The 21,756-nt window shown below is 62.4% G+C and carries 23 protein-coding genes; 2 read left to right on the plus strand and 21 right to left on the minus strand.

What is annotated here, in order from left to right:
* Positions 1-8: 8 nt before the first annotated feature.
* The 20 genes from NX05_RS00575 to NX05_RS00665 all read right to left on the minus strand — a co-directional run bounded on the left by NX05_RS00575 (position 9) and on the right by NX05_RS00665 (position 17,335).
* Entirely contained in the window at positions 9-4,028 is a 4,020-nt protein-coding gene (locus NX05_RS00575) for a host specificity factor TipJ family phage tail protein (RefSeq protein WP_199285784.1), read from the minus strand.
* Positions 4,019-4,405, minus strand: coding sequence for an NlpC/P60 family protein (locus NX05_RS00580; protein WP_039437100.1), 387 nt, complete (start codon positions 4,403-4,405; stop codon positions 4,019-4,021). Before NX05_RS00580 ends, NX05_RS00575 begins: the two co-directional genes overlap by 10 nt.
* Positions 4,405-4,863, minus strand: a complete 459-nt coding sequence (locus NX05_RS00585) for a DUF1833 family protein (protein WP_039437103.1) — start codon at positions 4,861-4,863, stop codon at positions 4,405-4,407. The genes NX05_RS00580 and NX05_RS00585 overlap by 1 nt, the downstream gene beginning before the upstream one ends.
* Positions 4,860-5,216 (minus strand): hypothetical protein, encoded by a 357-nt coding sequence (locus tag NX05_RS00590; RefSeq protein WP_039437106.1) that lies wholly within the window; start codon positions 5,214-5,216, stop codon positions 4,860-4,862. Before NX05_RS00590 ends, NX05_RS00585 begins: the two co-directional genes overlap by 4 nt.
* The gene (locus NX05_RS00595) at positions 5,216-7,894 is read right to left on the minus strand and encodes a phage tail length tape measure family protein (protein WP_039437109.1); all 2,679 of its coding nucleotides are present in this window, start codon (positions 7,892-7,894) and stop codon (positions 5,216-5,218) included. The genes NX05_RS00590 and NX05_RS00595 overlap by 1 nt, the downstream gene beginning before the upstream one ends.
* Complete coding sequence (locus NX05_RS24310) at positions 7,895-8,059, minus strand: hypothetical protein (protein ID WP_164520521.1); 165 nt, start codon at positions 8,057-8,059, stop codon at positions 7,895-7,897. It lies immediately after the preceding gene.
* Positions 8,056-8,529 (minus strand): hypothetical protein, encoded by a 474-nt coding sequence (locus NX05_RS00600; protein ID WP_039437112.1) that lies wholly within the window; start codon positions 8,527-8,529, stop codon positions 8,056-8,058. Before NX05_RS00600 ends, NX05_RS24310 begins: the two co-directional genes overlap by 4 nt.
* Positions 8,529-9,284 (minus strand): phage tail tube protein, encoded by a 756-nt coding sequence (locus NX05_RS00605; RefSeq protein ID WP_039437114.1) that lies wholly within the window; start codon positions 9,282-9,284, stop codon positions 8,529-8,531. The genes NX05_RS00600 and NX05_RS00605 overlap by 1 nt, the downstream gene beginning before the upstream one ends.
* Positions 9,285-9,314: 30 nt before the next feature.
* Positions 9,315-9,749, minus strand: a complete 435-nt coding sequence (locus NX05_RS00610) for a hypothetical protein (RefSeq protein ID WP_039437116.1) — start codon at positions 9,747-9,749, stop codon at positions 9,315-9,317.
* Positions 9,742-10,065 carry a head-tail joining protein gene (locus tag NX05_RS00615; protein ID WP_039437118.1) on the minus strand — a complete coding sequence of 108 codons (324 nt, stop codon included), beginning with the start codon at positions 10,063-10,065 and terminating at the stop codon, positions 9,742-9,744. The genes NX05_RS00610 and NX05_RS00615 overlap by 8 nt, the downstream gene beginning before the upstream one ends.
* Positions 10,062-10,892, minus strand: a complete 831-nt coding sequence (locus NX05_RS00620) for a hypothetical protein (protein ID WP_039437120.1) — start codon at positions 10,890-10,892, stop codon at positions 10,062-10,064. Before NX05_RS00620 ends, NX05_RS00615 begins: the two co-directional genes overlap by 4 nt.
* Positions 10,889-11,197 carry a hypothetical protein gene (locus NX05_RS00625; RefSeq protein ID WP_038896698.1) on the minus strand — a complete coding sequence of 103 codons (309 nt, stop codon included), beginning with the start codon at positions 11,195-11,197 and terminating at the stop codon, positions 10,889-10,891. The genes NX05_RS00620 and NX05_RS00625 overlap by 4 nt, the downstream gene beginning before the upstream one ends.
* The gene (locus tag NX05_RS00630) at positions 11,197-11,697 is read right to left on the minus strand and encodes a hypothetical protein (RefSeq protein WP_039437124.1); all 501 of its coding nucleotides are present in this window, start codon (positions 11,695-11,697) and stop codon (positions 11,197-11,199) included. The genes NX05_RS00625 and NX05_RS00630 overlap by 1 nt, the downstream gene beginning before the upstream one ends.
* Positions 11,694-11,972 (minus strand): hypothetical protein, encoded by a 279-nt coding sequence (locus tag NX05_RS00635; protein WP_039437125.1) that lies wholly within the window; start codon positions 11,970-11,972, stop codon positions 11,694-11,696. The genes NX05_RS00630 and NX05_RS00635 overlap by 4 nt, the downstream gene beginning before the upstream one ends.
* A complete protein-coding gene (locus NX05_RS00640) occupies positions 11,969-12,430 on the minus strand; it encodes a hypothetical protein (protein WP_039437128.1) in 462 nt (153 codons plus the stop codon). Before NX05_RS00640 ends, NX05_RS00635 begins: the two co-directional genes overlap by 4 nt.
* A complete protein-coding gene (locus NX05_RS00645; protein ID WP_039437131.1) occupies positions 12,430-12,858 on the minus strand; it encodes a structural protein P5 in 429 nt (142 codons plus the stop codon). Before NX05_RS00645 ends, NX05_RS00640 begins: the two co-directional genes overlap by 1 nt.
* 81 nt (positions 12,859-12,939) lie before the next feature.
* A complete protein-coding gene (locus tag NX05_RS00650; protein ID WP_039437132.1) occupies positions 12,940-13,296 on the minus strand; it encodes a DUF2190 family protein in 357 nt (118 codons plus the stop codon).
* A 57-nt stretch (positions 13,297-13,353) separates the two neighbouring features.
* Complete coding sequence (locus tag NX05_RS00655; RefSeq protein WP_039437134.1) at positions 13,354-15,561, minus strand: ClpP-like prohead protease/major capsid protein fusion protein; 2,208 nt, start codon at positions 15,559-15,561, stop codon at positions 13,354-13,356.
* A gap of 2 nt (positions 15,562-15,563) precedes the next feature.
* Entirely contained in the window at positions 15,564-17,120 is a 1,557-nt protein-coding gene (locus NX05_RS00660; RefSeq protein ID WP_039437135.1) for a phage portal protein, read from the minus strand.
* A complete protein-coding gene (locus NX05_RS00665; RefSeq protein ID WP_039437138.1) occupies positions 17,120-17,335 on the minus strand; it encodes a hypothetical protein in 216 nt (71 codons plus the stop codon). The genes NX05_RS00660 and NX05_RS00665 overlap by 1 nt, the downstream gene beginning before the upstream one ends.
* Positions 17,336-17,517: 182 nt before the next feature.
* Here NX05_RS00665 and NX05_RS00670 point away from each other — a divergent pair, with 182 nt between their 5' ends.
* The gene (locus NX05_RS00670; protein WP_039437140.1) at positions 17,518-18,807 is read left to right on the plus strand and encodes a hypothetical protein; all 1,290 of its coding nucleotides are present in this window, start codon (positions 17,518-17,520) and stop codon (positions 18,805-18,807) included.
* A gap of 298 nt (positions 18,808-19,105) precedes the next feature.
* Here the strand turns inward: NX05_RS00670 and NX05_RS00680 are convergent, their stop codons facing one another.
* Positions 19,106-21,034: a phage terminase large subunit family protein gene (locus tag NX05_RS00680; protein ID WP_039437573.1), complete on the minus strand. Its 1,929-nt coding sequence runs from the start codon at positions 21,032-21,034 to the stop codon at positions 19,106-19,108.
* Here NX05_RS00680 and NX05_RS23420 point away from each other — a divergent pair.
* On the plus strand, positions 21,033-21,743 hold the full coding sequence (locus NX05_RS23420) for a hypothetical protein (RefSeq protein ID WP_125523554.1): 711 nt from the start codon (positions 21,033-21,035) through the stop codon (positions 21,741-21,743). The two genes, NX05_RS00680 and NX05_RS23420, sit on opposite strands and share 2 nt — an antisense overlap.
* Positions 21,744-21,756 lie beyond the last annotated feature (13 nt).

Genomic DNA, 21,756 nt, shown 5'->3' on the forward strand with positions numbered 1-21,756 from the left:
TTTTTTCCTTAGCGAGCGCCGCGAATACGGCCGTTGATGTTGGTTAGGCTGATCGTCTGCCCGTTGATCTGTCGAATGACAAAACGAAAATTGTTGGTGACCGCGGTCCAGTCGTCCAAATACATAAAAGCCATCGACGCGTTGGTGAACTTGAAGATCGCGTAATCGCGGCTGGTGATATTCCACCACTCCGCAGGGTTGTTCGGATTCTGGCGCTGCAGCGTAACCGTGCAGCTGGTAGCGTCCTGCCCGTCGCCGGTCTTCAACTGCAGGGCCAGCACTAACTCAGGCCGATGCGACTGCGTGGCGTTAAGCGGCGGGTCCAGCGTGAACACCGGGCTGATACCGCCGTTGCTGATCGAACCGGTCCAGCTCACAGCGGTCGAGGTTTCAAAGGAACCGGTGATGCTGCGCGCAGACACATCACCACGCACTTCTACGTCACCGCCGAACTGCGCGGTGCCGTCTTTGCCAATACGCCAACCACGATATATGCCATTGGCACCATCCCACTGGTAGTTGAGAGACTTGATTTCCTCGCCGATTTTCGCGTTTGTGATCGTGCCGTCGCGAATCATTGCGGCGTTGAAGTAAGCCACCCCGCCGACGATCTCGAACGGGTAGAAGTACTGCCCGTTTACCGTCTGATTCAGCAGCACCAGGCGATCGGCCAGCATCACGATCTCGCTCTGCGCCACCCCGCCACTGCCATCCACGCCCACGCCGATGCCGGCCAAATATGGCCTGCCATCGATCGTTGTCTGCACCTTGACGTTGTAATAGGCCGAGAGCGTGCCGTTGATGTTCGTGACCGCCTCGGAGGTCTGCTGCACGGTGGCGCGTAGGTCACCCGTGGCCGCTGCCACCTGCTCCCGGACCAGCGCGGCCGCGCCCTCCTCGGTCACTGAGGTTTCCTGCAGCGCAGAGATGTACGCCCGGTTTTGCACCTCCCGGCCGTTGATATGGGCGATGTTGATTTCCTGCTGGATGATCGACTCGGCTTGCTCATCCACTTGCTCGATCGTCTCGACCAGGCGCTGCTCATTGATGGTCAGCTTCTGCACAACCTGCACCAACTCCTGGCCAAGGTTGTTCGTCAGCGCCTTCTGCACCGTGAGCATGGTGTTGGACAGATTGCCGCTGGTGTTCATTGCACGAATAGCAAACGTCCAGCTGCCTGCCTCCGGCAGGGTCGATTCAAACGCCGATGCGTGGTAACCATCGTTGTCACCCAGCGGCGTCATCGCGGACCAATTCGGGTTGGCTACGCTGCCGGCGATGTAGCGGATTTGCACACCCGTGTAATCAGGCGAGCGGATCGTGTTTGCATTGAAGGCCCACGAATATCGGCGAATGCCTCCGGATAGCTCGTCGATGGTGAGTGTATCCACGTTGATCGGCGCAGAGCCGGCACCGGTGGTTGTGTACGTGCCGCTAACGGAAACTCCCGGGAAGCCGTCAGGATTCATCGGCCTAACCAGGATTGGATACGTCCCAGCACCAGGGATGCGCCACCGCGCTGTGCGTGTGATCGTGTCTGCAACCAGCTCGAGCTCTGAGTTTCCGTCAAGGTCGGACATGACGATTGTGCGACCGACTGGCCCCGTGATGTCGAAGGTTGCAACCAGTTCGGTGTACACCGTGTCGCCCTGCACCACCTGCGACTCGCTGATTTTGAGGTTGCTCGCGATCGGTCGAGTAGTTAGGAGCGATTGATTCGGGGGTGGAATGTACTGCCCTGTCTTGACGTAGACCCAGAACTCCGGCGGCTCGGCTACCACCGATACGCTAGCCCCCCGAAGGTCGCTCTCCGGCTGGATCCCGACAACCCGAACGCGGTAGCCAGGCGTCTGTTTGAAGTCGTAGATCCAGATGGTGTCATGCGCTGGATTGAACGCATCATCGCCCGGCAACGCAGCGTCGTTAGGCCAAACTTCCTTCAACGTGAGAGTGTTGGACAGACCACCGAAAAGCCTCACTCCAAATACGCGGTAGACTTGCTCGCCAGGAATCCGCAGACCGATGAATGCATTGTCAGCGGGGGGCGCAGGCACTGCCTCGTCCAGTGTTAGCGTCACGATGCCACCCAAGTTCACCGCAGCCTGCACGCGACCACCGTACCCCCACTGGGTCATGTCGTGCTGCAGAGCGAGCGGTGTGAGCCGACGGTAACTAAGGTGCTCCAAGTCGGTGCTGTAGCTAATGTCCTTGTACTGATACAGCGACTGCGCTAGGTGATAGCGCGCCATCTCAGCCGCATGCGCCTCGCTGGTAATGCCCTCGCCAGTCAATTTTGCCGGGTTGAGCATTGTGACCACGCCCGGCGCGGCGACCCGAAGCGTCTTGGTTTCCCAGGTTGTGCTGTCGTAATAGCTGTACTCAACGCCGTCTGCAGCCTCAGCCAAGGTGTAGTCCACCTGGAACTGGCCTTTCTTGATCGTGGACATATTGACAACGCCACCCAGGGGCTGCTCATCGGCTGCCCACACGACGGACAACTTTCCACCCGCCCACGTAACTTGACCCATCCCAGCCAGGGCCAGCGCATTTAGCATCTCGTCGTGGCTGCGAGGGTCCTTGATGCAATAGTTGTAGGTGTAGCCGTTGGCCGCGCAGTGAAGGGTAAACGCCTGAAGCGCTGGCACATCGATCATGTCGTCGCTTAGACCAATACCGGCGATGCGCTTGCCACTCGGATCGGTCAAGCCTCTGGCAAGGCGCAGGATCTGTGCGCCTGGGTTTGAGGTTTCCTGCTGCACCCAGGCGGATCCGGTCCACACATCGGTCGCCTTGGTATGGACGACGCAACGAATTTCGTCCGGCGCGCCGTTGAGCTGACCTGTAGCCTTCATTCGAATGCCGATGCGCGGAATACCTGGGTACAGCGTATCGTCGGCCTGGACGCTGCTTAGCGTGGTCCACTGAAAATCGTTGCGCTGGGTGTTTGAGCCCGAGTAGTTACCCTGTCCCAAGATCCGGGCGCGCACATCGTACTGCCCACGTGCAACATCCTGCGCCAGCGTAGCGCGCCTTGTCGTAGCAAGATCTTTGCTCTGGAAGGTCCGCGTCATCAGCGAGGTCCACCGCGATGTGCCCGCCGGGCAGTACTGGACTTCGACAGTTTCACCCACTTGATACGGCTTGCCAGAGGTGCCGACGCCACCCAGGATGTACTCAAGGTTGACCTGGATGCGCACGGTGTCGGCGCTGGTGGTGCGCGTCACCCATGCGGTGGTGTTCGACAGCACGCCACCGTCCACTGTGTCTACGTTGCTGTAGAGCGGGATGGTCTGCTCCGGCATGCCGGAGAAGCCGCTGAACCATGTGGCAACCCCCTCGTAAGACGAAAGCAGCGCATCACCCAGATAAAGCGCCTCGACACTGGACGCGTTGATGCCAGGCGTGAGCACGAGCCCCACGTACTGGTCGTTACCTTCGTACCAGGTATAAGCGTTGGTGAGCACATCCGGCGTAACACGCACCGTGCCGAAGTTGAGCGACAGCGGTTGGTACTGGCGAGGCTGGTTTCGGGCAGAGCCGATGCTGTATACCGAATCGGCTTCCTGCTTTGAGCTGGATTCGGCCTTTGGCGCCAGAACCTTGTTGATCAACATGGACCCGGCCACAAACACAGCAGAAGCGAAGATCGCACCCGCGATGCCGCCTCCGAATGCACCAGCCGCTGCGCCAGCGCCCCAGCCTGCGGCCGTACCGATGCCGAATGTGAAGTAGGTTAGCGCGACCATGGCCACGATATACAGCGCCTGCTTACGCACTACGCCGCGCACCTCGATCAGGGTGCCATCCTTTGGCCGCACACGCTCCATGACCGCTACAGGCACCAGCACGCCATTGATGCGCACTTCCCAAGCATCGCGCGTCCAGTCAGGGACGTTCCGCCGCAGGAAGCTGCCAAGCGTCTCGCCATCCTCAATCTTCGCCGCTAGGTTGGTCTGCCCATCGAGAACGACTGGATGCGGGGTGCACACCAGCCGACTGTGCCCCGGCAGTATCTCCATCACGCCCATGCGTAGATTCCCTCCACCGGTGCGCCAAACTCGGCCAACTGACGAACCTTATGGATCACAGAACACCCATTCTTCTCATTGCTGTGGAGGCAGTGGCCCTCATGAGCCAGCCAGAAATACACTCCGACATGCGCCGGCCGGCCGCCTTCGTACATCACCACCAAATCGCCATCGCGGGGCGTGACTGTGCGAATGCCGTAGGCCTTGGACAGCTCACCCAACGCCACCTGCCCGCGCACGCCACGGGGCCGACCATTGGGAAGCAGCACCTCGCGTCCGAACAGCTCGCGCTGCACAAGCACGACGAGATCGGCGCAGTCACAGCTCTGTGCGTCATAGGGAATGCCAACGAATCGCTCAACATCAGCCAGACGCATCAGAAGATTCCCGGCGTCAGGTGCGGCGTGTAGCGCAGCAGAACCGACTGCTGACGCATGAGAAAGTCCACGCCACACTGCGCGGTCGCCGAGGCAGAATTTACGCTGACGCTGGTCATCGGCAGGTTGAGTGTCTGCACAATCACACTAGGCGCAGCCTTGTCGGCGATCATCAACTTGGCGCTGACCATTTCGTTGGGTTGCAGCGCTTCCAGGTCTTCGGTAATGCTGCGACCAACGTTGTCAATGATCAGCACGGCACGCGGCACCTGCCCAGCAGTGTCGTCAGGCAGCTTGAAACCGAAGCGCACGCCGATATATTCGACACCGTTGCTCGTCCAGTTCTGCGTATCGTTAACCAAGCGCAACACATCCGTGAAACTGTTGGCGCGCACCTCCAGAAACAACAGCACGCCACTCGGCTCGGTTACCCGCTGACGGTTTTCGGCGAAGCTCATCGCAGATACTCCAGCACCACATCTTGTTGCCACGGCCTATCCGCGCCCTCGGCTGGCCGCAACTCTCCGAGCGCACCGCCCTCAAAGCGCGCCTGCACTAGCGCCCCGGTCAATGGATGGGAAAAATCAAACCAATCAATTCGATGAATTTCATCGAAGTACCAATTCTCAAACCTGACCGCATCAGCCGGGTTAGCAAAGTCGAGCGTCATCGCGAGCTTTATCAGTACCTGGCTATTCAGGACTCGCTGCTTTGGGACCCCTCGTTCCATTTCAGTACGCTCAACGGACGGGTCGAACGAGGTGCGCACGCTGTCATACAGCACACCCGCATAGGCAGGAAAACTCGCCATCACACCTGCTCACGCAAGCCGAATCGGCTTTTCATTGCTCCGGCCATTTCGCCGCCCTGCGCAATATTGCGCGCGCCGATTTTCACAATCACTCTCTCCAACTCATCACCATTGGGCATCCGCTGGGTCTGTCGCTCCTGACTTACCTGCTGCCCAGTAAAGTTCTGGATCTCGACGCTGACACCGCTCGCTCTCCGGCCTGAGGGTGCGACTGCATTGCCTACGAGTCCTCCATCGGCATAGCCACGACCACTGCGAATGGTGTTGAGTAACGCAAGAAATGCACCCGGCCCACCGATCGACGCGATATCGCGCTGACTCAGCACGCCCTCGCCTTTGTGCACGACACCGGCCGGTTGAAACTTGCCGCCCGGCCCGGTATAGCCACCGGTGTCCCAGCCCTGCAGCGGAATCGGCTCCCGCTGCACGGCTCCGACTTGGCCGCCGCCGAACACGCCGCCCAGCAGGCTGGTGATTCCCTTGCGCACCGTGATCCGCGCAAAGTCGGCGATGATCGAGTTGGCCATGTCTCGAAAGCTGACCTTGCCGTTACCGGTCGCTTTGACCACCATGTCCTCGAATGAGGTCAGCGCCGAGGTCGTCGCGCTTTCCACTGCACCCGCCGCATTGCTGGCTCCGTCGCGATAGTTCGCCCACGCGGCCGACACGCCCCTGCCCCAATCTGCCTGCGCATCAGACATGCGCACGTAACCGTCGCGAATCACTTGCACGCGGCGCTCGGTTGCCGCGCGCACGGCCTGTTCTTCAGCGGCTGCGGTCTGCTCATCGATCGTGCCCACGCGCTTGAGCAGGGCCAGCTCAGTCAGCCGCTGCGCCTGCTCGCGATACACCTCATTGAGCCGCTGCTGGATCTCGAACTCGCGATCGCCGGAGCCCACACGGGCGACCATGGCGTCCATTTCCTCGCGCAGCGCGCCAGTGCTCGCATCAAGTGCAGCCTTGTAGGACGACAGTGCGTCCTCACGCTGTTTCAGCAACTTGCGCTCGTCGGCTGCCAGCACGTCCAGCTTGGCGGCGCCCTCGGTACGCACCTTCTTCAGCTGCGCCTCCATCTCGCCGACCTGCTTGCCGATGTCGATCGCATCCTTGCCCGTGACATTGCGGCCCTTGAGATAGTCGATCTGCTTCTGCAGGGACTGCGCCTCTGTGTTGGTGCCGCGCTCGGTCAGCTCGCGCAGGCGTTGGTAGTAGGTCTCGGCCGACAGCTCGCGCGCCTGGTATTGGGCCTGCAACACCTTGGTGCTGGTTGCGATCTGCGCCTGCTCGGTGGTCAGCGCATCCTTGAGTGTCTGCAGCCCAGCCGATCGGCCAGAAGTTGCGAGGCTCGCCGCGCCCTTTGCACCGGCTGCAGCTGCGGTGTCACGCATTGCACGCTCGCGCTGCTGTAGCACCTTGGTGTCGGTGATTCCTGCCTGCGCAGCTAGGGTGCGCATGTCCTTAATACGCTCTTCGAGCTGTGCCTGTTTGCTCAGATACTGCACACCCTCTTCTTGGAACTTGGTGCGCGCCTGCTCTTGCTTGCTGTCCACCTCTGAGTAGATGCCAGCCATGATGACCTTGACCGGCTTTTTGTTGGCCGCCTTCTGCAGGTCATCGATCTGCTGCTGGAATTGCTTGACCAGCCTGGTGCGGTTGGCATCACTCAGATCTTGATAGACCCCACTGCCGCGGTTGATGCCGTCAATGTTGGACTGCAGTTGCTTGATCTTCTCCGTTGCGGTGTCAGCCCGGCCAACGCCGAGCATGGTGTCCCACGCGTCAGAGGCCACACCTTTGACCGCGCGCCAAGCGCGTTCCATGTAGCCCAGGTTTTCCTGCACATCGGCCGCCCGATCCTTGAGCGTGTCGGCGTAGATCTTGAACGCCGCCGCGACTGCCTGGACCTGGTTGCCCTGCTCGATCAGCGTCTTGATGTTGGCCAGCTGGGTCTGGTCCAGGAAGTGCATCGTCTCGTTGAGCTCAAGCAACGCAGCGACCGGGTCGGCCTTGATCTTGGCGAACTCGGCGACCGTCTCATTCACTGCCTTGCCCGTGCCGGCGCGCATCGTCTCGGCAGCGATCGCCACTGTCTCCAGCTGCTCGGCAGTGAACTTGCCGGTTGCCGCGACCTGCGTCAGGGCAGCTGCGGCACTGGAGGTTGTCACACCGGCGATGCCATCCATCTGGGCAGCCACTTCGGCGAGGCGTGCGGCTGTCTGCCCATATTGGTTGCCCGTCAGGATCAGCGCCTGTTGGTAGGCGGTGGCCTCATCGCTACCCAGCTTCCATGCCAGCGCCACGGCTGCCACAGCCACCGCAGTGATCGAGAGCGGATTGAACATGCCCACCAAGGCAGTCGACACACCAGACAGTGCAGGCCCCACCCCACCGAAGCTGTCCTTGATCTGGCCACCTTGCTGCACAAGCACCGTGAACCAGGGCATGCCACCTTGAAGGCTAGTAAAGATGTCCGTGAACTGCGCCGGCAACTGGCGCATGGCATTGCTGGTTTGCCCGGCAGAAATACCTAGCTGCTTGATCGGGTCGTTTGCAGGCAAGGGGGTGCCCGCCTGCTTGCGCACGTCGGCCAGCTGCCCGCGCAGCAATGCGAGGCCCTGCTTGATGTCGTTGACGTCCGCACTGATGCGGACGCGCAAGTTTGCAGAAGGTTCGGCCATCTACCTGATCAGGTCGTTGAGGTACTTGGTAAAGGCGGCAGGCTCGGCGCCCATCGCCATGCGCACGGCTTCGGCCGTTGCCGCTTGTTGCTGGCGTTGCTGCGTGCGCTCATCGCGGGCGGCAGCAGCCGCGAACGCCCTGGCTTGCGCCAGGGTGTAGGTCATGACGTCTCGGCGTTGGTGGCCGCGGGCGATGAGGTAGTGGACGATGTCGGCCCACCCGGCGGTGCCTGCGTCGCCACCATCGCGGGGATCGCCTTGCCTGCCGCCTGCATCAGGCTCGGCAGGCGTTGGCCGAAAAAATCCTGGTTGAGCTCCACCACCGCCTCTATCAGCGTGGCCGCATCGGCCAAGCTGCCACCGGCAATCCAGTCTTGCGGCTTGCCGGTGACCAGCGCACCGCCCTTCGCAAACGCTTCCCCATCCTGCTCCAGCACATCCATCAGCAGCGCGGCCACCTCGATCGAGGCGCCAGCATTTGCCAGGCTTGCGGCGATCAGCACTCGGCCGATGATTGGCCGCGTAGCGTTGATAAAGGGACCAATCTGCGCCAACGTCAGTGGCGACAGCACCAGCGGCTCGCCGCGGTAGCTGATGGTCCGCGTCGGCGGGCTCAGCACGTCGAGGTCGTCCATCACTTCTCCGCATCCCAGGTGAAGTACTGCGACACGCCGGCCGGCTTGCTGGTGTCTTTGCTGAGCGTGCCGGTGACCGTGCCAGCGCCGTACTGCTCGCCGATCAACGCCAGCTCGCCGATCACCCCGCCGGACACGCGGTAGGCCTGGGCGCGCACCTTCTTGCCGCTGCGCGCTTCGTTGAAGCCCAGGAACAGCAGCTCGTACTCTTCGTTGGGGTTGACCAGCGCTTGTAGGCGCTCGGCCGCGCCGAAGCTGTAGGTGACCTTGATGTTGGCAGCGCCATCGGCCGGGATGGCGATCTTCGAATCTGCCGGCACGTAGAGCGCGCCGTTCTTGATATCCCAGTCCTTGCCTTTTTCGTACACCGCATCACCGATGACCGGCTTCACCGCGGTGATGTCGGCCGCCAGATTGGCCAGCGGGGTCACACCATCTTTGTATGCCACCACGGCCTCATCGGCTGCATTGCCGGCCACGATGGTCGTGGCGGTACCGCGCAACACGTCGGCGAAGTTCTCCGCGCTGAAATCGTGCATGGTGAAGCTCACCTGCACCTCGGTGATCCGATCGACAGAATTCCGGTTGCCACCGCCGGGCTGCGTGCTGTCGAGCAGGTTGATGCGGTTGGTCTGCGGCGAAAAGCTGAAGGCCGAGCAGTTGCCGACGCCGCGGAATGGCTTGGCCGCGCCGCGCTTACGCAGGTGCAGCTCGCCGCTACCGAGGTAGCTGTAGTCGGGGGAATTGATGGGCATGGGTGCTCCTTGTAGGTGCCGCGTGCGGCGTCAGGTAATGGGGATGTGCGTTTGGTAAGTGAGCAGCGCGCCGATCCAGCTCATGCCCGCCTCGGGCTTGACCGGCTCCATGGACACGTACTGCGGGAACTGAATGCCCGTCGGGTAGCGGAACTGCTGGTCGGCCATGGCCGCTTCGATGTCTGCCACCAGCGCGTCCAGCTGCGCCTGCGCGGTGTCCAGCGGCGCGGGCGCCTTGGCGACGATCACTACCGTGGTCAAACGATGCGTGCGCGTCAGTGCGCTCTCGCTTGCGCGCTGCTGTTTGGCCACCAATACGGTCAGCACCGCATTGGCGTCTTCGTCGACCTGGCCCGGCTCCAGCGTCAAGCTGGCGCCGGCATCGGTCTGGTAGCCGTTCGCTACGCTGATGCGCTGCAGGCAGCTGCCCACCGCAGCGCGCAGGTGTTCGCGCGGGCTAGCCATGGTCGGCCACCCACTGGCTGATGGATTCGTCCTCGCGCACCCGCTCCGCGAGCACCAGCGTCTCGCCATCCAGCAGCACGCGTCCGCGTTTGGCAGGCTGTACCTCGGCACGCTGCAGCGTCACAAGCGTGTAGACAGTGCTCACCGGTGCGAGGTCGCTACCGAAGTCGCGCACATCGCGGTCGATCTGTACCGTGCATGGCACCGCCTCTGTCGTACCGGGCGCTTGATAGCGCGCGCCATCGGCCAAGCCGACGTCGGCAAAGGCAGCAAATGCGGTCGCATCGAATGCCCGCATAAACTCGCGCTGGCTCATGCCTGCACCTTCGCGATCGCGCTGCGGATCGCTTTATCCAGCTCGCGGTGGAAGTAGAACGGCATCAGCTTGTCCCAGGTGCGCTGGGCCAGTCCGAAGATGTCGTAGCGCGGCGTGTAGCTGGCCCGCGAGGTGAACACGAACACGCTGCGCACCGCGCTGCCGAAGCCGGTACCAATGCGCTCATAGATGCCCGGCGCCAACTTGCCGCGCTGACGCTGCAGGGCGAAGTAGCGCCCACCGCGGCGCACGGTGCGCTGCATTACCGCCACAGTGTTGAGACGCGTGCGGCCCAGATATTCCGCGCGGCTGCGATCGTTGCTGCGCTGCTTGGGTTTTTCGGTGTTGGCATTCTGGTAGGCATCGCGCTGCGCGCCCAGCTGCGACAGGATTGCCGTTACCTGGCCGCCGGGCACATTGCCGTATTGGTCGATGCGCGCTCCGCGGCCGGTCACTGCGAACTGCCCCGCTGGCATCAAGCCCTTGGCCTGCAGCAGCACTTCGAAGCCTTTCTTGCGGCGCTGGCCGCCTTCCACTTCCGTGCGCAAATACTTCGCCGGCGGCGTGCCCTTGAAGGCTTCGTCGCGCAAGAAGATCTCGGCAAACAGGCGGGCTTTGGTCGCCTTGCGGTACATCGCCGCATTGATGGTCAGCGGTGCCGGCCGGTCGAACACGCGCGGCGCGGTGCGCTTCCAGACCTCACGAATTTCGTAGGCGGTGGCGTTGCACGCCTGCACGATGGCGAACGGCAGCTGCTCGCGCTCCAGCGTGGTGAACTGGCGGCCCAGCAGGTTGTCGGCGTCCACCGCGATCCGGATCTGGCTCATCGTGCGCCCTCGCCCGCCGGCGTACCCTGCACTTGCTCAATCTCGCCCAGGTTCGCTTCGTAGAACTCCAGACAGCGCTTACGCCCGCGCGAGACGTCCAGCACCTGTTCCAGCGTGCCGTTCTTCACCCATGGGCAGCGCTGCGTTAGTCGCGGCTCGATCTGCACATAGGTACGCACCGGCACTGCAACCACGGCTGGCGCCGGCGTCACGACGATTGGACGTGCCGGGTCTACCCGAGCCGCCTTGTTGCCACACCCAGCCAACGCAGCGGCCGAAATCACAGCGATTAGCAGTGCGCGCATCAGTAGCCTCCCAGGCTGGGGCATGCCGCGGCCAGCGCCTGCAGTGCGGCGATGCACTCGGCCGGGCGTTGGTCGTATTCGTGCTTGAAGGCTTTGGCGCTGCGGTCGGCAGCGGCCTTCGCGGCGTCTGTCTTGTCACGCAGCCCGGCATTGCGCTCCTGCAGCAAACGTAGCTTTTCTGCCTCGGCCTGCAACTTGGCGGCGATGGTGGCCAGCGCGGCGTCCTTGTCGGCGTTGTTGCGTTCCAGCTCCGCGCGCTTGAGCTGCGCTGCTTCCAGCGCCGCGACTTGGTCGCTCTGGCACTGCTTCACCTGGCGGGTGACCACAATCACCTGCTGGCCTTTGCGGTAGGACGTGAGCGAGGCAATCGACAGCAGCGCAGCGAGCACCGCACACACCACCTTGAGGCGACTGCCGGGCTTACGCAGCCAGGTCAGCGCGTCAGCTGCCCAGCCGAATACCAGCGCAACGAGCGCCTTGAGGAAGGCCAGGATATTCATCGCCCGCTCTCCCGCCGGCGCCACGGGTAGATCAGCAGCACCGTCAGGCACACACGCACCAGCAGCACGTACCAAGGCGCCGGTGTGTGCTGCGCCAGGTCGCGCAGAAAGATGCCCAACATGCCAACAGCCAGACCAATGAAGCAGGCGCCACGCAGCGCCCAGGCAGCGCGGTCGCGCGCACGCTCGCCGGCATGAAAGGTGTGCAGCAGCTGCCACGTCGTCGCACAAAACACGGCCAGTGTGCTGACCAGGCTCAGCAGGTAGACGCTCACGCAGCACCTCCGGCGCGCCCGGCCAGCCGGTCGGACCACTTCTGCAGCGCGGCCAAGTAGTGCGGCAGCATCGGCTTGATGATGGAGCCGCTCAGCCCGCTCACTGCAATGCCGATGCGGTGCACTGACGGAAAGTAGTTGGCCAGCGCCACCACGATCCAGCCGGCGGCCAAGGCGAAGCCCAACACAAACAGCCCCAGCAGGCCCACCCGGAGCAGCAGCGTGAGCCACTGCACGCCTGGCCCGCCGCTTGGCGCGGACACCTTGCCCACGTCGATCTCGCTGAGCAGCAGCAAGCCCACCAGCGCGCCCACCACCGCGGCCAGAAACCACGATTGCGGGATGCCGAGAAACAAATGCTCGCTGCCGGTGATCACCTCAGTGACCACCGCACTCCCCGCGCTGGTCGCCACCAGCAGCGCGGCCGACTTGAGCACCACCGTGGCGCCGCCGTCCATCACCGGGCAATCCCCGCCAGCTCAACGCCGTCCCAGATGACCGCATCGCCCCAGAAGTTGCCGCCGTTCTCGTGCTTGGCAATCGCCTTGGCCAGCTGAAATGCTGTTGCCGGCGCTTCCACGCTGATGCGCTGGTCGACTTCTACGCCCAGCGCCTTGGCGACTTCGCGCACATAGGCGCCGGTGTCGTTCTCCACCGGCGGCGCCCAGCGGTTGATGATCCCGCGCACGGTGCGCAGGTCATGCTTGCGCTGGTAGGTCAGCAGCGTTTTGACCAGGGCACGAAAGCCGTCTTCGGGCGTATCGAACACAGCAAAGCGCGCCTCGCGTGCGCGTGCGGCCACGCTACGGTCTTCGCCCTGCCAGGCCACGCCGGTGCGATCGATGTTGCCTGGATTGTTGTTGCGGACGCCGCGCGGCGGGGCCATGTGCTGATCCTTGGGGTCAGGTTGAAGAGAACCACCACCGCACGTGCCACCCGGGCATCTGCGTGCGGTGGCGGGTAAGGCTTAGGCGGCCACCGGCGTGGCGGTGCCCGGCGTCAGGCGTACCAGCACCGTTGCGACACCGTTGCCGGACGCTTCGATGGCATAGCCGATGTTGTTGGTGTCACCGGCACCGCCGGCAGCCGAGATGGCCTGCTTGGTGTCGGTATCCCAGTTGACCGAGGCGCCGCGCGCGAACACGGCGGCCGCCAACTTGGGCAGTGCAAACACGCCTTCGACGTGCGCAGCAATCGTTTCGCCAATTGCGCCGTCGGTGACGGCGACAGCCACCAATTTGCCGTCAGCGATCACACCGCCGCTGGTCACAGCGGTGGTCAAGGTCACGTCCAGCACGCGGCCGTCTTGATATGCGTTTTTCATGGGGAGTACTCCAGATGCGAAGAGACACCGCACCGCACCCGCGGTGCGGCAGGCGGCTTATTGGCCGGGGTTCTTGTAGATGCCGCGGTAGTCGGCGATGGCCGGCGCCGCGTCCATGCGCACCTTCCAGGCCACACCGTCCACGGTGAATCCCTCGTGCTGCTCCAGATACGGCGTCTGGTTGCCGTCCAGATAGCCCACCACCAGCGCATCCACGTAGGCCGAATTGGCAAGGCCGTACCACGCCTTCGGATCTGCCCCATCCAGGCGGCCGTCGCTCTCCACCTCGAAGGTGTTGCGCACGATGTTGGGTGTGGTCTGGTTGTTGGCACCGCCCACGGCAAACTCGGCAGCGCGCACGGTGAGCGCCGCGCCGGAGAGCGCCACCGGCGTCAGCAGCGTTTTCATCGGCACGCGGATGATGTTGTTGTCGGCGTCTTTCTGCAGTGCCATGCGTGCCTGCATCGCGCTGACGCTTTCGGTGGTGATGGTCGCGGCCGGCAGCAGGTTGCCGTGGTCGGCATGGAACAGCGTCTTGCCATCGGCCAGCCGCGGGTTCTTGGTGATCAGCTCGAACACCGCCTTGGCCAGCGTGCGCTTGGCGGCCTGGCCCATCTTGCGCGGCACATCGCTGAAGATGCCCAGATCGTCGTTGATGATGGCCTGGCGGGTGATGGTGAACAGCCGGCCCCAGGTGACGATCTGCATCGACTGCGACTGTTCGCTGAAGGTGCCCTGCTTGTACTCACCGCCCTCGCGTACCGGCAGCAAATCGGAGAACGCGCCCAGGCCTACCAGGTTGGTCGGCTTGAAGTCCGGCACGCTCACCGCGCGGGTGAACTCGCTGAAGCGCTCTTCCACTTCCTGATAGCCCTGCAGCACCGAGCGGCGCGCAGCATCGCCCAGCAGTGCCGGGAAATCCGAGGTGGAATGGGTGAACGCCATACCCACGATCTCGCGCCGGTCCATGCCACGAGGATTGACGCCGGCCTGCACCAGGCACTCGCGCGCCATCTCGGCCAGCGAGTGACCACGGTATGGGTTGTCGCCGGTGGCCTGGGTGAGGCCCACGCGGGCCTCAATTGCGTTGGTCATCGCCGCGCGCACGTTGTCGCGCTGGTCGCCGCCAGCGACAACCCCGGCGCGGCCGTTAAGCGGCTCACTGTTGCGGCCCATCAACGCCAGGATGTGGCGGCCCACATTGTCAGGGGTCACCGCAGGGTCTGCAGCGGCAATGACGCCGTCCACATAGGCGCGGATCTCCGCGTTGCCCATGTGCGGCTCGGCCATCGCCATGATGTCCGCATTGCGGCCGCGCATCGCGACCAGCGCCGCTTGCACGGCGGCCGTGGCGTCCGGCGCAGCAGCGACAACCGGCGCCGGAGCGGTCGCAGGCGGCGTAGCCGTGGCGGTGGAAGCACCCTGCCCGCCACCGGCGTTGGCGAGGATGCGAAGGTAGGTTTGTTGGGTCATAGGATCCTCGATGTGGCCAACGACGGCCGTTTGGGTGACCTCGGGAAGTGAGGCAAAAACGCTGGGGCTGAGCGCAGCGGCGATATGGCCGCGCAGCTGCGCGGCGACCGGCGCCGGCGCTTGGGTGATGGCCTGCAGGTAGCCGGTCAGCGCTACGACAGATGCGGCCTCGGCGCGGGCGGTGGCGGCGGTGTCCGCCACGCGGTCGGCAAAGCCGAACTCCACCGCCTGCACGCCGGTGTACCAATGGTCGGCACCGTCGGTGAGCAGCTCCTCCACCTCGGCACGCTTGCCGGTCTTGGTGGCGTACGCCTCCAACATTGCACCGGCATGTGCATCCAGCGCGGTCGCGTATTGCCGGAAAGAGGACGCATTGCCGGCAGCAACCGTGTGCGGCGCATGCACCATCAGCAGCGAGCTGGCGTACATCACCAGCTCATCGCCGGCCATGGCGATCAGCGAGGCAATTGATGCGGCCTGGCCGTCCACGAACACCACCTTGCGCGCGGCGTGCTGCTTGAGCGCGTTGTAGATGGCCATGCCGTCGGCCACCACGCCGCCACCGCTGTTGATGCGCACGTGGATCGTGCCGGCGGTGATCTGGCCGATCTGTTCGGCCAGCTGCAGCGGAGAGACAGATTCATCCCACAGGCTGTCGCCGATGGTCCCGTAGATCATCACCTCGGCCACGTCGGTGGCACGGGCTTCGATCTTGAGCAGGCACGGGCCGAGCGCCGGGCCGGCATCGGCGAGCACGCGGCCCAACGCCGCGGTCAGTGCATGGGTTCGCATAGTCAGATGTCCCTCAACATGTCGCGCGAAAGATCGGCGCGCAATTGGGCACGCGCTTCCGCAGGTGCCGGCGCTGCCGGCTGCAATTGCTGCTGCTGTTGCTGCCAGTCCTGGCGCTGGCGCAGTACTTCGTCGGGGTTGTTGCCGTACTGCAGCGTGTTCTGCTGCGGGCTCACCCAGCCGCGGTCCTCGGCCTCGCCTTTGGCGTAAGCCTCCTTGAGCGGATCGATCCACGGCATGATCGGGCGCACGTATGTGGACGCCGCCAGATGCCGCAGCGTCCAGCCGCGCGGCATGCGCACCTTGCCGGACAGCACGGCCGCCTCGATAAAGCGCTGGCGTGTCGGGCGCACGAACAAAGCAATGAAGCGCTCGGCCAGCATCAGGTAGCTGCCCCACTTCTCCACAAGCTCCTGGCGCTGCGCCGAATACGTGCCGTTGTAGTCCAGCGACAGGCTGGAGTAGCTCACGCCGATGCCGCCGGCAGCAGCGCGCAGCTGCTCCTTGCGCCAGGTTGCGGCATTCGGGTTCGGGCGGTCGGTGCCTAGGCTCTCGATGGATTCGCCGGGCAGCAGGTCGTCAAAGATGGCGCCGGGCGCCATGCGCAGTTCGCGCACCGGCACGCCCTGCTTCATCAGCGCCACGCCGCCCAATCCTTCGCCCACGGGCTGGTATAGCTCGCCCGAGCCTTTCTTGATCTGGAACGTCATCGAAGCAGCCACCTTGGCCGCGATGCGCTCGGACTCTTCGTAGTCCTTGACGTCTTCAAAGCGCGACATCGCACTGGCGAACACGCTCAAGCCGCGCACCTGATGCAAGCGCTTGAGATTGGCGATGCAGTGCATCACCTCGGCGCTCACACGCTTGGTATCGGTGGTCCAGCCCAGCGGGTCGCCTGGGTGCTGCTTGTACACGTGGTAGGCCACCGGGCGCCCCCACGCGTTGCGCTCCACACCCTGCAAGATGTTGCGGGTTGGGTCGTTGAAGTCCAGCGGCACCAGGTCAGCCTCCAGCATCTCGATGCTGTAAGGCACGCCGCCGCCATGCTCTAGATACGGCACACTGCCGCTGAGGTCCTGATAGAACGCCTCGCCATCGCGTAGCCAGCTGCGTGCCAGCAGTTGCTGGCACGCGCCGTAGTCGTGGGCACGGGTGACTTCGGGCGCGTCCCACCACACGTCCCACAGCTCATCCAGCTGCAGCGCCAGTTCGCGGTTGATCGGCTGGCCTGGCAGACGCGGTGCAGACAGTACGTCGATGCCGGAGCCGACGGTGTTTTGCACCAGCACGTTGAGGGCGTTGTCGGCCAGGTCTAGATCGCGCTCCAAGTGGCGCGCTTGGTCACGTAGCTGGCGGGAGTCCATGCCGGCAATCGCGTTGCCGCTGCCCCAATCGCGGGCCAGCTTGCGGCTGCGCGATGGGCGGGTGACTTCATGGGCACGGGCCACCACACGCAGCTGCTGTTCGCGCACTGCAGTGCGCGCCTCGATAGCGCGCACGTTGCGGTCAGTGGAGATAGCGACACCGAGGCGCTCGCGGGCGATGCGTGCGGAGGCCATCAGGTCCGACCACCAAAATCAGCAGTGGCCCAGCGGGCGCGACGCCCCGGCTGGGCCACTCTATCTACGGCGGCCTGCCACTCCTGGCGACCCTTGCGGATCTCTGCCAGATCCGCGCGGGTGAGCACGCGCTCACCTAGCCGAACGCTCTGCCCCTGCAGCACGGCGATCTCTGCCTGCTGATACGTGGTGAGCATTTCCTGAGCCGTCTTCATGACGAGTCAGGTTATTGAGAGCAGTGTCCCGCATCTATGCGAAAGTTGGCACAGCCTGAAGCGCAAACAGTTGATTTATATGAGCGTCCCTACCCGATTTGTCAATAGTTTGACCAACTTCTGGACTAATCGTCCCTCGGCGAAAGATACTTCCAACAATAACTAGCGAAAGGACGCACCGAATGCTTTCCCCACTCTATGATCTCGATGAACTTGTACTGCAATGTAGAGATGAGCGAGCCAGGAGTTACATACGCGAAGCTGTGGCAAGCTATCGAGCCGGCGCATTTCGCGCGTCAATAGTGGCAACCTGGGTCGCCGTCTGCTATGACATCATGGCGAAGCTTCATGAACTAGCCATTGCCGGCGACGCCGCTGCTGAAAAACAAGTAGTCGAACTCACACGCATTCGGACCAATGGCGACGTTCGCTCGGCGCTCGCATTCGAAAAGAAAATTTTGGAGCATGCCAGGAATCAGTTTGAGCTCATATCGCATCTTGAGGAGCTGGACTTGGCGCGACTATTAGAAGATCGCAATAGGTGCGCTCACCCTTCACTGGTGGCTGAAGGCGAGGCTTACGAACCGCCCGGCGAGCTTGCGCGTTTGCACATCCGCAACTCTGTCGATTCACTTCTCAAGCATCCGCCAGCTCAAGGCAAATACGCTTTGGAGCGACTCCTGTCCGATGTAAGGTCTAATTATTTTCCAACTAGAAGTGCCGATGCTCAGGCCTGGATGGCAAATGGGATCCTTAAGAAACCACGCCGCTCGTTGCTCGACAATTTTGTCATCTCATTGGTTAAACATTTGCTACTTGAGCAGGAATCTGCACAAAGTAGCCAAAGCCACTATTCTGCGTTGAATGCATGCTATGCCCTCCACCCGCAGCCTTGGCGTGACGTCCTAACGTCAAAGCTGTCCCACACCATGCGAAGGATAGAGGACAGAAGCCTCCACCGAGCAGTGTTATTCTTCTTCCGTTGTCCCGAAGCCTGGGACTGCATCGATACAGACGTGTCCCAGCGCATACAGAACTTCATTCAAAATCTCCCTAGTGCATCTTTCGATGTAATATATATCGCTCTAGAGATCCCAGCTCTTGTTAGTACCGCGGAGCGCCGCGCCAGACGGTCTACCCTCGAAGAAATATCCAGCACCCCTTGGTTCACGCTCCCGCGCGTCGTAGCCGACCGGCTCGTTACGCTATACCTTGAATCGCACTCATTCAATGAAGCAAACCAAATAGCCAAACAGCTATCTAGCTACGCATCCGAGTTAAAAAAAGAACATGTGTTGCGACTTATTTCAGGAGCGGCTGCCAATGCGGAAATCACTGGAAGCTTCAGCTTTTCTCCGCTTCTAGCAACTATTAAAGCAAGGGTCCCTGAAGTTACCGACCTCGGAGATTTCGACACGCTGCTACAGCAACATGGCTTGGAAAGATTCGCCGGTGACACGTCCGAATCCTAGTGCTAAACGCTTGGCCCACGCGGCAGCCCCCCTGGGAACAAGCGATGGAGTTGGGAGCGCGAGATGCCGAATTTCTTGGCCACCCTATCTGCAGACTCCCCTGTCTCCAATGCGTGCCTAATCGCGTCTATAGGGTACACCCGGGATATCGCCGGAAAATACGGACGTTCGCCAGCAAGGCAATGCATGACTACCTCTACGAGCGGCTGCGCCATTTTTTCGCTGATGCCTATCTCTTTCAGCATGGCACCTAGGATCCGGTCCCTTAGCGTTTCGGAGCTTTCGTTTTTCTTGGCCATCAGAGCACCCAGCCCTCATTAGCAAAGCCAAGTGATCTCTGTTCTTTTCCAACTGATCTCGAAGGCGCAAGAGGCTCTTGCTTAGTCAAGCTGGCCGAGGATGTTTCACGGGAATCATCGCTTACTGGCAGCGAAACTTCTTTTAAAACATGCTCATCCAAACAATCCCAGTCGACTTTGCTGTAGCGATGCAATCGAACTTCTGAGTGATGGGCCGCTGCGTAGGCATACACCCACGTATCAAGGGGCTCATTCCGCACGACTCGCTTCTCAAAGCGATTCTTCACCGGGTTGTAGACCTCCGACACCAGGCCCGGGAAGAACTCCGGCGGCAACTGGTCACTGAAGTGAACGAGCCGCGCATCCGCCTGACGTTCGGCATCGGCTGAGAGCCGGCTGTAGAGGTAGTGCTTTGCGGCTACACCGCCCACGTGATAAATCGTGATGCCGCGCTTATCGGTGCGTCCGCGCCACGTGACGTCAACCAGCTTTCCCTTCGAAAGGATTGGGGCGTTGTTCGGCACGGCGCCGAAGATGCCCATTGGCCGGTTGATCAGTCGCTGGCGAACGTAGTGCTTGACTGCCTCGGTGCGGTGGCCACCGGCATCTATAGCGGTGGCGAGGGGCCGCAGCTGCGCGCCGTCTTCGCGCTCGATTGGGCGGTTCAGAAGATCCGTCAACGCAACCCACACGGCCTCTTCGGCGGGGTCACCCGATAGCTCGACGTAATCCAGCGTCCACGCAGCCATGCCCCTGCCCCATCCCACGATGTGCACCGCCAAGCGGTTGTCTTGCGTGTCGACGCCTACAGTGATCGCCAGCACGCCGCGCGGCGCATGCCGCAGGCGGTACGGTTCCGCGCGGTCGGCGATGACGTTGTGCTTCACCGCCCGCATCGACGGGTCTTCCCACGTCTCCGCAAGCCGGTCGTTGATGAACGTCTTGAGGGAGGCGGGATCGTTCTGGGCATCGAGCCACTCGCGAGCCAGATCTGCCCAGCGCGGCCCAAGGCCGAATTGGTAGTACAGGCAGTTGATGGTGTAACCGCGCACATCAGAATCAGGGTTGGCGGCCACCCAGCGGCCTGCGGCGATCATGTCAGTCTTGTGGTGCTCTTCGATTGCGGAACCGCACTCGCTGCACCCGTACCAGGCGTGCTTGGCATCGGGTGACCACACCAGGCCGCTCCAGCTCAACGCCTGGTAATGGCCGCAATGCGGGCACGGCACATGGAAACGGCGCTGGTCGCTCTTCTCGTAGAGCTTGGCAATGCGGCTCAGCCCCGCGATCCCCGGGGTGCTGATGTAAAGGCGCTTGTAGGTGGAAGGAAATGCCGAAGTGCGCCCGTCCAGCATCTTGACCGGGTCGTCGCCGGTGATCAGCTGCTGCGGCGCCTCGTCGATCTCATCGACGCCCAGATATTTCACTGTCGTGGACTTCAGTCGCTGCGGGCTGCCCATGTGCTCCACGTAGAGCTGCCCCCCGGCGAAGTCTTTGAAGGTGCGCTGGTTGGCGCTGTCACGGCTGGCGGTACTGCTGAGCGCGCGGCGCACGGCTGGGCACACTTCGATCATGGGATTCAACTTCTGGGCAATCCATTTGTTCATGGAGGCCTCGCCCGGCAGCGCGTACATGATCGGCGCCGGTGCGTAGTCCATCCAGTAGGCGATCGCGTTAGTGGCCAGCTGGCTCTTGCCGAACTGGATCGGGAACATCGCCACCAGCTGGTGCACCGAGCTGCGCGCGGACATGGCGTCCATCGGTTCGCGTAGTGGCGGATTGCGGTCGGTGACCCAGCGCCCCGGCTTGCTGCTGCCCTTGGTCGACAGGCGCATGTGCTCGTCGCACCACTGCGAAACCGTCTGTGGCCGCCTTGGCTGCAACGCTCGGGACAGCACGGCTTTGACGCGGAGGTTAGCGGACGTCATGAGCGATTCCTCCGCTATTCTTAGTTGCGTAAATTCGTCCAGTGGATCCCATATGTGGAACCGAGTCTCTCTCACCAAAGTAACCGCCCGCATTAGGTCCGCGCTTAAATGCAGTTGGCCTGCAGCCCTTGTAGCTGCAGCCTGTGGATCTATCGTCACCATTCTTCTTATCGACCCAGCGCTTTTGTCCGGCGTGCTGTTCAACGACCTTGCTGCCAACTGGGCCAGTGCAGTCGGATCGATTTGCGCAGTAGGGGTCGCACTGCATTTGGCAGGTTCGGCTAAGCGCGATGCAAATGAGGCGGCAAGAATAAGAGCAGAAGTTGCTCTCCGACTGCTCTGGCCAGATCTGCGAAATTACCAAGCTGCCCTGAAGCGACTCAATAGAAGCACCATCACCACAGAATCGTGGTCGAAGGATATCAACACGGTTCACGTGCAACGAATACTTGGCCAGCTTGGAAGTGATTCGGAGCGCGTTTTCAGTCTGTCTCGTGACCTCCAGGGCCCTCAGCTTGCCGCGATGTCGCAAGCAGTGGCGCATATCCGCCATGCGGAGCGGCATGCTACTGAATTGCTCATGCACTGCTCCGACAACTATGTGTCTGTGAGCTCTTGGCAGAGCAAGCAGCAAGCGGCACGCAAGTCGTCTAGCACTGCCCAACAATATCTCCATCAATTGATCGACGAGGCAAAGCTGCTGGTCTAGAGCTGAGGCGCCT

This window comes from Xanthomonas vasicola, from assembly GCF_000772705.2.
Lineage (GTDB): Bacteria > Pseudomonadota > Gammaproteobacteria > Xanthomonadales > Xanthomonadaceae > Xanthomonas > Xanthomonas vasicola.